The organism is Anaerotruncus sp. DFI.9.16 (genome assembly GCF_024461615.1).
GTDB classification, from domain to species: domain Bacteria; phylum Bacillota; class Clostridia; order Oscillospirales; family Ruminococcaceae; genus Anaerotruncus; species Anaerotruncus massiliensis.
On record NZ_JANFZX010000019.1, the window covers coordinates 36062 to 49038 of the forward strand.

Below are 12977 nucleotides of genomic sequence, written 5' to 3' on the forward strand. Positions count from 1 at the left end.
AGGCCTTGTTTGCGTAAACCGTGCCCGGGCTCCGCTTTTGCGCCGGCAAAGCGCGGGCCCGGACGCTTCCACGCGGAGGACTGTCCGCACCGGGCGGACCGGTTTTTCGCCCGGAGGCGCCGGATCAGACGAAAAAGAGCGGCGCGGGCGTGCGCCCGTGCCGCTCTTTTTTCTGTGATGGCCTGAGTCGTCCGCAGAAAGAACGCCGCGGTCATTCGACTCTCCGGTTCCGGGTGATGAAGATCGCGTAAAGCCGGGTGAGCAGGTCCCAGGAGAGGTTGTCGAAGACCCCGGACTCCTCCAGGTTTCCCCTGCTTTGCAGCCAGAGGGTGTTGGCCGCGGCGCCGTCCACGTGCCGGCCGTCGACCTCCGCGTCCTGCACCTCATCCAAAACGTGGGAGAGGGATTTGAACATCGACTGGACGACCAGCAGATGCAGCGTCTCCCCGCCCGGCTCCACCCGGAAGGAGGGGGAGGGGTAGACGTCCGCGCTCCGCGGCAGGCGCGTGCGCGCGACGACGCCGCGGTAGACGGACGCGACGGCGTCCCAGGTGTCGTTGTCGACCGTGCCGGTGGGCGGCAGGCCGAAGTTCTGCTGGAAAAGGACGACCGCCTGCTCCGTCCGTTCCTCGAAGATGCCGTCGGGAACGAGCCGGGGCAGGAAGGGGTAAGAACGCGAAATGGCGCGCAGCATGGTTTGGAGGCTCCGGACGGGACGCCCGAGCAGAAAACGTTCCGGAAGCATCAGGCGGCGCCCCCTTTCCGGTCCCGGCTGCCCAGAGAGAGCGGGTATCCGGGGAATTGGGTCAGGCGGGTCGAGAGGGCGTAGGTCTCGAACTCCTCCCGCGCGGCGCTGTCGGAAAGCTCCGTGGGGAAGCGGATCCCGTCGCTGAGGATGGCGGAGGCCGCCCCCGCGTAGGCCTCATAGATCGCGTCCCAGGTCGTTTCATCGGCGACGCCCGTCTGCGGCAGGCCGGCCATCTGCTGGAACGCCGTGACCGCCTGCCTGGTTCTCGGGCCGAAGACGCCGTCCACCGGGAGGAAGGGGAGGTCGTCGTAAAACTCGGACAGGACGGCGAGCATGAACTGAAGGGCGACGACGCCGTCGCCGGAGGACCGCTCCCGCGACTCGCCGGGATACTGGAAGGAGACGTTATAGAAGGTCTGCCCCTCGCTCACGAGCTCGGCGAGGTCCTTTACGCCGACGTAGAGGAGCACCAGCTTATACCAGGTGGCCCTGCCGACCACCCCGTCGGCGGTCAGGTTGAAGATGCTCTGGAACCGCTTCACGGCGTTTTCCGTGGCGGGGCCGAAAATCCCGTCCACCGGCCAGATCTTGGGGATGGCGGGGTAGTCCTGGGAGATGCGGTTGAGGGAGGTCTGGACGACCACCACGGCCTCGCCGGCGGAGCCCTGCCGCAGGGGGGAGCCGGGGTAGGAGGCGCGCACGCCCTGCACGGGGGCGTCGGGCACCAGCTCGATGCCGTCGCCGTAATAGGTTCGCAGGATTTGCATGGAGTCGTAACCGTCCTGCGCCAGGTATTGGCTGCCCCACTGGGAAAGCCCGTCGCAGGTGGTGGTCGTGCCGTTGCAGAATTTCGCGGCCAGCGGCTCCACGTAGCCGATCCGCCGAATGTATGTATTGAAGATGTCGTCGACGATCTGCTCGATGTTGTCGAAGATGTTCCGGCCGTAGATGAATTTCTGGTCGGTGGCGGTGCTGTTCGTGATGTGGAACGAGTAGCCCCGGCTGGGATAGTATTCCGTGTAGACCCGGTTGAGCGCGAAGGAGATCTGCGCCAGGATGTTCGCGCGCAGGGCGGCTGGCTCCCAGGTGGGATAGATCTCGCTGGAAGCCACGTTCTTGATATAGTCGGGGAAGGAGACGGTGACGTTCTCCGCGCCGGAGCCGGGGGGCCCGAGATGGACGGTGATATACTCCGGGATATAGGGAATGACGGTGATTGGCATGGGGAAGCCTCCTTTACAGGTCTTGGGGGGTGACGCGCACTTCGCCCGCCGCGTCCCGGGGCGCCGTGTTCTCCGGAAGCGGGATCAGCTTCATCTCCTGGAGCGTCTCGACCCCCGCGAAAATCTGGACGTCCTCCACCGTCAAAAGCTCGTAGAGCGGATGCTCCGCCCATACGTCGCAGACGGAAAAGGGCGCTTCCGCGGCGCCCGGCGAGGTGCTGTCCGCCGCGGCGGGGGCGGGGATGGCGACCGGGTCGATCTCCCCGCTTTCCCCCGTGACGCGGACGGCGATCAGGCGGTGCCTGCCGTCCGGGGATTTTTGGGTGATCGCCACCGTGGCGTCCTCCAGCGGAATCTGTGCCCGGCCCGTAAAAACACGGACGCGGATTGTGCCGTTTTCATCCAATGGGACCCCTCCTTGCTGGATAGTTCTTACCAACAGCTTATGCGGGAGAGGGGCGCGCCTTGTCAGGAAAGGGCGCGAAAGAAGCAAAAAAAGCCGGAGGGGGATCATTCCCCCTCCAGCCCCTCCTGCGCCGGGTTATCGATGAGGCGGCCGCGGAAGTCGAACCGGGAGCCGTGGCAGGGACAGTCCCAGCTCTTCTCGTCCGGGTTCCACTCCAGCTGGCAGCCCAGATGGGGACAGCGGACCGATACGATGAACGCTTCGCCGTTCTCATCCTTATAGACCCCGACCTTTTCGCCGTCGTACTCCACCACGCCCCCGTGCCCGCGGGGCAGCGCCTCGATATCCTCCCGCGGCGGCGTGAGGAATTTGCGCGCCAGCCCCTTCGCGGCCTGGGCGGTGTCCCGCATCAGCGTCCTGGCGGAGGCGGAGGGGTTGAACCGCTGGGGTGTGAACACCTGCTCCCAGGGGCTTTTCCCCTCTGTGATCAGGCCGGTGATCAAAAGGGCGGACACCATGGAGGAGGTCATGCCCCACTTTTGGAAGCCGGTCGCCACGTACCAGTCGGGCGTCGGGGCGGAGTACCGGCCGATATAGGGCACCCCGTCCAGCGTCATGCAGTCCTGGGCGCTCCACGCCGCCGCCTCGGCGCTCTCGGGCCAGTAGGTTTTCGCCGCTTCCCGCAGCCTTTGGTACTGCCCGCCCGCGGAGTTTTCGCCGGTGCGGTGGTTCCCGCCGCCGAGCAGCAGCAGGTCCCCCTGCGGCCGGAAGGAGAGGCCGTCCGCGTCGACGCCGAGGTACATCCCGGTGAGTTTGGACGCGTTTTTGAGCGCGAGGACATAGCTGCGCTCCTGGTGCATCCGCATGAAGTAGTAGCCGGGCGCGTTCAGAAAGGGGTAGTGGCAGGCAAACACGATCTTTGCCGCTGTCACTTCGCCGCGGTCGGTGAAGATCCGGTTGCCCTCCACGGAGCGCACGGGGGTCCCTTCGTAGATTTCGAGCGGCCCGGCGACGGCGCGCAGGAACCTGAGCGGATGGAACCGCGCCTGCCCGTCGAAGCGCAGGGCGGCGGCCACGGGGAAGGGGAGCTCCGTTTGGGAACCGTAGGCAGCGCCGATGCCGAGCGCTTTCGCCGCCTCGAACTCCCGCGCCAGCGGCTCCCGCTCGGCGGTGGAATAGAGGTACGCCGGGGCCTCGGTGAAATCGCAGTCGATCCCGAGCTCCCGGACCATCCGCCGGTATTCCGCGACGGCGCGCTGGTTGGCGTCGGCGTATTGCCGCGCCGGCTCCTCCCCCGACCGCTCGATCAGCCGGTGGTAGATCAGCCCGTGCTGGCTGGTGATCTTGGCGGTGGTGTTTTTCGTCTGCCCGCCGCCCACGCGCGAGGCCTCCAGCAGCACGGTGCGCAGCCCCGCCGCCTTCAGGAAATGCGCGGTCAGCACGCCCGCCATCCCGCCGCCGATGACGGCCGCGTCCACGTCGAGGCCGCCCGCGAGCGCGGGTCGTTCCGGCAGCCCGGCGGTTTTGCTCCAGATGGATTCGCTCACGGCTTTTTCACCCCCGCGCGGCGGACCGCCCGATTGACGACTGTTTCCATATGACCACGCTCCTTCGATTTCTTATTCCTAGCGTGGGTCGTCGGATGAAAATTATTCCCGCCGGGGAAAAAGTTTCCCGCCGCTGGCGGGAAAACCGCCGGGGGCCCGGCCGCCGGGGCGGCATTTTGGGGAAAAATGTCCGCCCGGCGGGGAAAGAAGTGAAAAAAAGATGGCGGAAGGCTTGATTTTGGAAGCGGATCGCAGTATGATAAAGCAATAGGGTTTAACGAATAAATGCGTTAAAGCGCCCGGCGGCGACGCCGCAAAAGGAAACGGAGTGAAGGTAATCATGATCTACAACCGGCAAGCCGAAACGATGCCGCGAAAGCAGATAGAGGCGCTCCAGCTGGAGCGGATGAAGCACATTGTGCGATACTGCTACGACAACGTGAAGCTCTACCACGATCGGTTTGACGCGGCCGGGTTCGACCCCGACAAATTCAAAGCCCTCTCCGACATCAAGTATATCCCGCCGACGACCAAGGACGACCTGCGCGACAACTACCCCTTCGGCCTCTTCGCGGTGCCGCAGAAAAAGGTCGTGCGCATCCACGCTTCGAGCGGCACCACCGGCAAGCCCACCGTCGTCGGATACACGAAAAACGACCTCGACATGTGGAGCGAGATCATGGCGCGCCTCATCGCCGCCGCGGGCGTGAACGACGAGGACATCGCGCAGATCTGCTTCGGCTACGGCCTCTTCACCGGCGCGCTCGGCCTGCACTACGGCCTCGAGCGGCTGGGCGCCTCGGTCGTGCCCTCCTCCTCCGGCAATTCGGAAAAGCAGATCATGCTGATGAAGGATTTCGGCACCACGACGCTGATCGCCACCCCCACCTATGCGCTATACCTCGGGGAGCTGGCCGCCGAGCTCGGCTACGGGCCGGATGATTTCAAGCTGCGCATCGGCCTCTTCGGCTCGGAGGGCAGCACCCCCGAGATGCGGGCGAAGATCGAGCAGAAGCTCGGACTCTTCGCCACCGACAACTACGGCATGAGCGAGCTCATCGGCCCGGGCGTCTCGGGCGAATGCGAATTCCGCGACGGCTTACATATCAACGAGGACCACTTCTTCACCGAGGTGGTCGACCCCGACACCCTCGAGGAAAAGGCGGAGGGCGAGGTTGGCGAGCTGGTCATCACAACGCTGACCAAGGAGGCGCTGCCTCTGCTGCGCTACCGCACCCGCGACCTCTCCCGCGTGACCTACGCCCCCTGCAAATGCGGCCGCACGACCGCCCGCATGGACAAGATCATGGGCCGCAGCGACGACATGATCAAGGTCAAGGGCGTCAACGTGTTCCCCTCCCAGATCGAGAGCGTGCTCATGCCGATGAGCCAGATCAGCCCGCACTACATGCTCTATGTGCGGCATGAGGGCTACACCGACACGCTCGAGGTCAAGGTCGAATTGATCGACGGCTCGCTGCTCGAGCGGTGGTCCGACCTCGAAAAGCTCCAGGAGACGATCCACGCCAAACTGCGCACCGTTCTGGGCATCGACGCGAAGGTCACCCTCGTCCAGCCCAAGACGATCGAGCGGTTCCAGGGCAAGGCCAAGCGGGTCGTCGATCTGCGCTGAATAAGTAATTCATTAAAGGAGTACATATATGAAACAGCTGATGCTTGGCAACCAGGCGGTTGCCAGAGGACTCTTCGAGGCAGGCTGCCGGTTCGTCTCGAGCTATCCCGGCACCCCTTCCACCGAGATCTCCGAGTACGCGAGCGAGTACGACGAGATCTACGCCGAGTGGGCCCCCAACGAGAAGGTCGCCATGGAGGCGACGCTCGGCGCGGCCATCGGCGGCGCGCGCTCCTTCTGCGCGATGAAGCACGTGGGCCTCAACGTCGCGGCCGATCCGCTCTTTACCGCCTCCTACACCGGCGTGAACGCCGGCATGGTCATCGGCGTGGCGGACGACCCGGGCATGCATTCCTCCCAGAACGAGCAGGATTCCCGCCACTACGCGATCGCGGCCAAGCTGCCGATGGTCGAGCCCGCCGATTCAAAGGACTGCATCGACCTCGTGGCGGCGGCGTACGAGATCTCCGAGACGTTCGACACGCCGGTCATTTTCCGCACCTGCACCCGCATCGCCCACTCCCAGAGCATCGTGGAGCCGAAGGAGCGTACCGAATACCCGCTGAAGGTGTATGAAAAGAACCCGAAAAAGTACGTCATGATGCCCGCCAATGCGGTCGGGCGGCATGTCTTTGTCGAGGAACGGATGAAAAAGCTCGCGGAGTTTGCCGAGACCACCCCGCTCAACCGGGTGGAGATGGGGGACGCGGAGGTCGGCTTCATCACCTCGGGCACCTGCTACCAGTATGTGAAGGAGGCGTTCCCCGCCGCGAGCGTCCTCAAGCTCGGGCTTGTGAACCCGCTGCCCGCGAAGCTCATCCGGGATTTCGCCGCGAAGGTGAAGACCCTCTACGTGGTCGAGGAGCACGACCCGGTCATCGAGACCTTCTGCCGCGCGAACGGCGTGCGGGTCGACGGCGGCAAGGACCGCCTCGGCCTCTGCGGGGAGTATTCCCAGCGGATGGTCGCCAAGGCGTTCGGCGGGGAGGTCCCCGGCGGGCTCTCCTTCGGCGAGGCGGTGCCCGTGCGCCCGCCCGTGCTCTGCCCCGGCTGCCCTCACCGCGGCCTCTTCTACACGCTGCACAAGCTCGGCGTGATGGTCAGCGGCGACATCGGCTGCTACACCCTCGGCGCGCTGCCCCCGCTCGGGGCGCTCGACACGACCGTCTGCATGGGCGCGTCGATCTCCGGGCTGCACGGCTTCAACACCGCGCGCGGCGGCGACTCGGCCAAAAAATCCGTCGCGGTCATCGGCGACAGCACCTTCATGCACTCGGGCATCACCGGGCTCATCGACATCACCTATAACCGCGGCAACTCGACGGTGATCGTGCTGGACAACTCGATCACCGGCATGACCGGCCACCAGCAGAACCCGACGACCGGCCTCACGCTCAAAAACCAGCCCACCCCGCAGGTTTCGATCGAGAAGATCTGCGAGGCGGCGGGTGTCAGGCGGGTGCGCGTCGTCGACCCGAACGAGCTTCGCGAGCTCGAGGCGGTCATCAAGGAGGAGCTCGCCGCCGACGAGCCGTCGGTGATCGTCACCCGGCGGCCCTGCGCGCTGCTCAAATATGTGAAGCACAACCCGCCGCTCACCGTGGACGTGGAGAAGTGCAAAAACTGCAAGGCCTGCATGAGGATCGGCTGCCCCGCCATCAGCGCGGCGGAGGGCCACGTCACCGTCGACCAGACCCTCTGCGTCGGCTGCGGGCTGTGTGAAAAAATGTGCGCGTTCGGCGCGCTGAAATCTTCCGCGGAGGTGCAGGGCTGATGGCAAACGTAAAAAGCGTCATGATCGTGGGGGTCGGCGGGCAGGGCTCGCTGCTCGCCTCCAAGCTGCTCGGCAACGTGCTGCTCTCGCGCGGGTTCGACGTCAAGGTCTCCGAGGTGCACGGCATGAGCCAGCGCGGCGGTTCCGTCGTCACCTATGTGCGCTACGGCGACAAGGTCTATTCCCCCATCGTCTCCGAGGGGGAGGCCGACGCGATCGTCTCCTTTGAGCGGCTCGAGGCCGCCCGCTGGCTGCCCTACCTGAAGGAGGGCGGACGGCTCATCGTCAACGACCAGCGCATCGACCCGATGCCGGTCATCACCGGCGCGGCCCAATATCCCGACGGCATCCTCGAAAAGCTCGCCGCCACCGGCGCGAACCTGCTGGCGATCGACGCCCTCTCGCTGGCCGAACAGGCCGGCAGCGCCAAGGCGGTCAACGTCGTGCTGATGGGGGTGCTCTCCACCCTGCTCGACATCCCCGAGGAGGCGTGGCAGGCGTCGCTCGAGGCCTGCGTGCCCGCGAAATTCCTGGAGCTCAACCGCCGCGCGTTCGCGCTCGGCCGGAACCATACCGCGTGATCCCAATCTTAATGACAGAAAGGAATGGATTCCTTTGCCAAACTACTACCAGCCCGAAATCGAGTGCGCCTCCCGCGAGCAGATCAGAGCCTGGCAGGACGAGCGCCTCGTCGAAACGGTCGAACACGCCTACAAAAACGTGGAGTTCTACCGCAGGAAGATGGACGAGAAGGGGATCAAGCCCTCGGACATCAAATCCGTTGACGACCTTTGCAAGTTGCCCTTTTTGACCAAGGCGGACCTGCGCGACGCCTACCCCTACGGACTGCTCGCCGTTCCGCGCGAGGACGCGGTGCGCATCCAGTCGACGAGCGGCACCACCGGCAAGCGGGTCGTCGCCTTCTACACCCAGGACGACATCGACCTGTGGGAGGACTGCTGCGCCCGCGCGATCGTGGCCGCGGGCGGCACCCGCAGCGACGTGGTGCAGGTCTCCTACGGCTACGGCCTCTTCACTGGCGGCCCCGGCCTCAACGGCGGCTCCCACAAGGTGGGGTGCCTCACGCTGCCCATGTCCTCCGGCAACACCGCGCGGCAGATCCAGTTCATCCAGGACCTGGGCGCCACCATCCTCTGCTGCACCCCCTCCTACGCCGCCTTCATCGGCGAGACGTTCGAGGAGATGGGCATCGGGCCGGAGGAGATTCCGCTCAAGGCGGGCATCTTCGGCGCCGAGGCGTGGACCCAGGAGATGCGCCGCGACATCGAAAAGAAGCTCGGCATCAGGGCGTATGACATCTACGGCCTCACCGAGCTCTCCGGCCCCGGCGTCTCCTTCGAGTGCGCCGAGCAGACGGGCATGCACATCAACGAGGACCACTTCATCGCCGAGATCATCGACCCCGACACCGGCGAGGTGCTCCCCGAGGGCTCCAAGGGCGAGCTCGTCTTCACGAGCATCACCAAGAAGGCCTTCCCGATGCTCCGCTACCGCACCCGCGACATCTGCGTGCTCACCCGCGAGCCCTGCTCCTGCGGACGCACCCACGTCAAGATGTCCAAGCCGATGGGCCGCAGCGACGACATGCTCATCATCCGCGGCGTCAACGTCTTCCCGTCCCAGATCGAGACGGTGCTCATGAACCACGGCTATCCGGCCAACTACCAGATCGTCGTCGACCGCGTCAAGAACAGCGACACCCTCGACGTCTACGTCGAGATGACGGGCGCGATGTTCGGCGACACCGTCAAGGACATCTCCCGCCGCGAGAAACAGCTCGTCGACGGCTTCAAGTCGATGCTCGGGCTCGCCGTCCACGTGCACCTCGTCTCACCCAAAACGATCGAGCGCAGCGAAGGAAAGGCGAAACGCGTTATCGACAAACGCCATCTGGTATGATATAATTGGCATAAGAAAGGGAAGCTTCTTCCCGGATTTTTGGGCATTATCGTCAAACTAACGCCGGCACAGCGGCAGAATGGGTGTGTAATATGGTTATCAAGCAGCTTTCCGTCTTTGTCGAGAACCAGCCGGGCAGGCTTTCGGAGATCACCGACGTCCTCAGCGGCCGGGAGATCAACATCCGCGCCCTCTCGATCGCCGACACCACCAATTTCGGTATCCTGCGCCTGATTGTCGACCATCCCTCCCGCGCCGAAAGCGCCCTCAAGGAGCAGGGCTTCACCGTCTCCCAGACGAGCGTCATCGGCGTCGGCATCGAGGACCGCCCCGGCGGTCTCGCGGAGGCGCTCGACATCCTGCGCGAGGCGGGTATGGACGTGGAGTATATGTACGCCTTCGTCAGCCACGCCGAGAAGACCGCCTACGTCATCCTGCGCGTCGCCGACAACGACGCCGCCGAAAAGGTCCTGCGCGACCACGGCATCCCCATCCTCAGCGGCGAGGACGTGTATTAGGGTTACGGGCATTTTTGGAGTTACGGGCATTTTTTTGTCGGCCTTTTGAAAAAGGCCTGGCGAAAACTTTTATCAGGCGCGGCGCCGCCTGTCCGTGCACGCGGCCCGTGCGATGGGGAGCGGAAGGGCGGACGCGCGAAAACAGCATCAGCCGGTTGGGCGGAAATTTTTCCGCCCAACCTTTTTTGGAGGAATGTGCAAATGTCCATCGAAAAGGTACGGGCGTTCTTTGCCGCGCGCGGGCGCGGCGGGGACGTCCTGGAGTTCCCGGTTTCAAGCGCCACCGTCGAGCTGGCCGCGCAGGCGGTCGGCGTCATCCCGGCGCGCATCGCCAAGACCCTCTCCTTCAAGAGCCCGGAGGGTTGCGTCCTGGTCGTCATGGCGGGCGACGCGCGCATCGACAACCGCAAGTTTAAGGACCAGTTCTCCATGAAGGCGTCGATGCTCCCGCCCGAGGACGCGCTCGCCCTCACCGGGCACGCGGTCGGCGGCGTCTGCCCCTTCGCGATCGAGAACGAAGCTGTAAAGACCTACCTGGACGTGTCGATGAAGCGGTTTGAAACCGTCTTCCCGGCGGCGGGCAGCGGCAATTCCGCCATCGAGCTCACCTGTGCCGAGCTGGAGGACTATTCCGGCGCGGCGGGCTGGGTCGACGTCTGCAAGGGCTGGGAGGAGACGGCGGTATGATGCGTGATCCCGTCCAGACGGTCGGCAACCTCATCGACCGCGCGGGCGTCTCCTACATCGGCTCGGTCGACGGCGAGGGCTTCCCCGAGATGAAGGCGATGCTCCCGCCCCGCCGCCGCGAGGGTGTCCGCGAGCTGTGGTTCACCTCCAACACCTCCTCGATGCGCGCCGCCCACTACCGGGAAAATCCAAAGGCGTGTGCCTACTTCTGCGACCGCCGGTTCTTCCGCGGGGTGATGCTCAAGGGGCATATGGAGGTGCTTACAAGCCCGGAGATCCGGCGGGAGATCTGGCGGGAGGGGGACGAGCGGTACTATCCCGGCGGGGTGGACGATCCCGACTACTGCGTCCTGCACTTCACCGCGTTTTCGGGGCGGTACTACAGCAGCTTCCATTCGGAGGACTTCCCCGTGGAGGGGTGAAAAAAGCGCCCGGCCGTTGAGGCCGGGCGCTTTTTGATACGTTCAGGAGGCGAAGTACTGGACGACCGCGTCCGCGACCGCGCTGCCGTAGCGGTACATCGCGAACGCGTCGCAGATCTGCTGGTACTCGGCGGGATTGGTGATGAAGCCGGATTCCAGCAGGATGGAGGGGCAGGCGGTCATCATCGTGACGCGGTAGTAGGAGCGTTCGACCGAACGCAGCCTGCGCCCGCTGTCCTCCGCGAGGCTCTGGCCCGCGAGCTCGGCAAGGCGCTGCGACTGGTCGTTCCAGTAGTAGACCTCGATGCCGGAGACGCCGACCGAATCGGCGGTCACGCCGAGGGAATTGTGGTGGCAGGAGATGAAGAGGTCCGCGTCGAACTGCTGGGAGAGCTCCATGCGCTCATTGAGGGTCATTGTCTCGTCGCTGTGCAGCACGTGGACCGTCGCGCCGAGCGCTTCCAGGCGGCTCTGGGCCGCGTAGGCGTTGGCGAGGTTGAGGGTCTTCTCCCACGGGCCGCCGTCGCCCGCCACGCCCGCCGCGCCCGGATCGGTGCCGCCGTGGCCCGGGTCGAGCACGACGGTCACGTCCGAGAGGGGGGTGGCGCTCAGGCGGTCGAACGCGGGCCGCTCGCGCAGGTAGACGACCGTGTCGTTCCCGTCGAACTGGACGTCCCAGCCGCTCAGGCGCACCCCTTCGTTCAGATGGAAGGTGAGGGTCACGGCGCCGTCGTCGCTGATCGACGATTCGACCGACGAGCAGAGGGTGCTCTCGAGCATCGAGGTGTTCATCTTTTCAAAGCCTTCGAGGTGGTGGAAGGTGACGGTCACCGAATCCTCGTCCATGCTCCCGGTGAAGGCGGGGCGCGCGGTGCCGCCGATCGTCAGCTTTTCCCCCTTGGGGGCCTTGGCCATCGCGATCGAGGCGACGGCGCTCTGCGCGGTGGCCGCGCCCTCGTCGACGTCGACGGCGGATTTGAGCACATAGCCGCCCGAGGAGAGGCGGTAGTAGCCGCCGCCCGCGTTTTCGGTGATGTAGTCGACGCAGTCCTTCTTGAGGATGGTGAGGTACTGCCCGTCGTCCGCCGCGTTTTTGTTGACGGGGACGATGAAGGTCTTCATCCGCGCGACGGGGACCGCCCCCTCGCCCGCGACATAGACCTCCCCGGCGGTCTGCTGGCTCGAATTGAGGCCCGCGTAGTTGAGGCGGTAGGTGACGGGGCCGATGTTCTTGACCTGCCCGGACAGGGCGAGGGAGGAGACGTCGAGGGTGGCCTGGTAGGTGACGGCGACGCCGTTTTGCACCGCCGCGACCGGCTGGAGGGTGGCGGTGAGCCCGCCCACCGCGGCGGTCACCGTGCCGCCGCCCGGCGCGGTGCAGGAGAGCTTCAGGAGCTGCCCGGCGAGCACCGCCTCCGAGTTGGCGGGATAGGCGCTTGATTTGACGATGGTGGAGATCGTGGTCGTCTCGGACGGGTAACTGCGGGTGATCGCGGCCGTCCTGCTGATCCCGCCCTGCGTGAAGGTGTAGGTGTTGGAGCCGTAGGCCACGTCGACAAGGACGCCCCACAGCCCTTCGGACGAGCGTTCCAGCTCGCGTCCCTCAAAGAGGAGAGGCTGGGCGGGGTCGGAGGTGCCCATGATGTAGTAGGTCCCCCAAGAGGGGTCGGCGGTCACCGGCTCGGCCGGCCGCCCGATCGTCAGGGTCTTCTGGTAGCTGAGGTCGGGCATGCCTGCGGGCTCCTTCTGGCTGAAGGCGGCAAAGAGCGTATAGGCCGCGGTGCGCGACTCGGTGTCGAGGGCGCTGTAGTTGCTGATCACGATGCCGCCCGCGCCCGACTGCCGTTCCAGCCAGAGGCTGTTGTCGATCCCGTGGGAAAAGGCGGACGCGTCGTCCGCGCCGTGCAGCGGGTAGTAGGCGGCGTCTTTGGCTTCGCAGAGGGCCTGCCAGTCCGAAAGGAGGGCGGGCAGCTCGTCGGGGGAGACGCCATCGAAGGTCGGCACGACGAAATCGAGGTCGCCGCTCCCAAGCGGCGCGGAGAAGAGGTCGCGGGGGGCGGGGCCCCCCCCCCCCCCCCCCCCCCCCCCGCCCGCCCCCC

At 65.5% G+C, this 12977-nt stretch carries 12 protein-coding genes; 7 read left to right on the top strand and 5 right to left on the bottom strand.

Translation table 11 applies throughout. The features are described from left to right. Nucleotides 1-211: 211 nt before the first annotated feature. The 4 genes from NE609_RS09350 to NE609_RS09365 all read right to left on the bottom strand — a co-directional run bounded on the left by NE609_RS09350 (nucleotide 212) and on the right by NE609_RS09365 (nucleotide 3924). Entirely contained in the window at nucleotides 212-745 is a 534-nt protein-coding gene (locus NE609_RS09350; protein ID WP_121586544.1) for a peptidoglycan-binding protein, read from the bottom strand. Continuing rightward, nucleotides 745-1971 carry a peptidoglycan-binding protein gene (locus tag NE609_RS09355; RefSeq protein ID WP_256152361.1) on the bottom strand — a complete coding sequence of 409 codons (1227 nt, stop codon included), beginning with the start codon at nucleotides 1969-1971 and terminating at the stop codon, nucleotides 745-747. Before NE609_RS09355 ends, NE609_RS09350 begins: the two co-directional genes overlap by 1 nt. 13 nt (nucleotides 1972-1984) lie before the next feature. After that, complete coding sequence (locus NE609_RS09360; RefSeq protein ID WP_256152362.1) at nucleotides 1985-2377, bottom strand: spore cortex-lytic protein; 393 nt, start codon at nucleotides 2375-2377, stop codon at nucleotides 1985-1987. Nucleotides 2378-2481: 104 nt separating this feature from the next. Beyond that, entirely contained in the window at nucleotides 2482-3924 is a 1443-nt protein-coding gene (locus NE609_RS09365; protein WP_256152363.1) for an FAD-dependent oxidoreductase, read from the bottom strand. 340 nt (nucleotides 3925-4264) lie between these two features. Between NE609_RS09365 and NE609_RS09370 the strand changes: the two genes are divergently transcribed. The 7 genes from NE609_RS09370 to NE609_RS09400 all read left to right on the top strand — a co-directional run bounded on the left by NE609_RS09370 (nucleotide 4265) and on the right by NE609_RS09400 (nucleotide 10878). Next, complete coding sequence (locus NE609_RS09370) at nucleotides 4265-5557, top strand: phenylacetate--CoA ligase family protein (protein ID WP_121586562.1); 1293 nt, start codon at nucleotides 4265-4267, stop codon at nucleotides 5555-5557. A 28-nt stretch (nucleotides 5558-5585) separates the two neighbouring features. Continuing rightward, nucleotides 5586-7331, top strand: a complete 1746-nt coding sequence (gene iorA / locus NE609_RS09375; RefSeq protein ID WP_256152364.1) for an indolepyruvate ferredoxin oxidoreductase subunit alpha — start codon at nucleotides 5586-5588, stop codon at nucleotides 7329-7331. Then, complete coding sequence (locus NE609_RS09380) at nucleotides 7331-7912, top strand: indolepyruvate oxidoreductase subunit beta (protein WP_121586549.1); 582 nt, start codon at nucleotides 7331-7333, stop codon at nucleotides 7910-7912. The genes iorA and NE609_RS09380 overlap by 1 nt, the downstream gene beginning before the upstream one ends. 34 nt (nucleotides 7913-7946) lie before the next feature. After that, nucleotides 7947-9251 carry a phenylacetate--CoA ligase family protein gene (locus NE609_RS09385; RefSeq protein ID WP_121586550.1) on the top strand — a complete coding sequence of 435 codons (1305 nt, stop codon included), beginning with the start codon at nucleotides 7947-7949 and terminating at the stop codon, nucleotides 9249-9251. 92 nt (nucleotides 9252-9343) lie between these two features. After that, on the top strand, nucleotides 9344-9769 hold the full coding sequence (locus NE609_RS09390; RefSeq protein WP_121586551.1) for an ACT domain-containing protein: 426 nt from the start codon (nucleotides 9344-9346) through the stop codon (nucleotides 9767-9769). Nucleotides 9770-9970: 201 nt separating this feature from the next. Next, nucleotides 9971-10456 (top strand): YbaK/EbsC family protein, encoded by a 486-nt coding sequence (locus NE609_RS09395; protein WP_256152365.1) that lies wholly within the window; start codon nucleotides 9971-9973, stop codon nucleotides 10454-10456. Next, complete coding sequence (locus tag NE609_RS09400) at nucleotides 10456-10878, top strand: pyridoxamine 5'-phosphate oxidase family protein (RefSeq protein ID WP_367379958.1); 423 nt, start codon at nucleotides 10456-10458, stop codon at nucleotides 10876-10878. Before NE609_RS09395 ends, NE609_RS09400 begins: the two co-directional genes overlap by 1 nt. 42 nt (nucleotides 10879-10920) lie before the next feature. On the opposite strand, the gene NE609_RS09405 is transcribed toward NE609_RS09400, so the two are convergent. Then, nucleotides 10921-12977: N-acetylmuramoyl-L-alanine amidase (locus NE609_RS09405; RefSeq protein WP_256152366.1), on the bottom strand; the 2057-nt coding region annotated here is incomplete at its 5' end.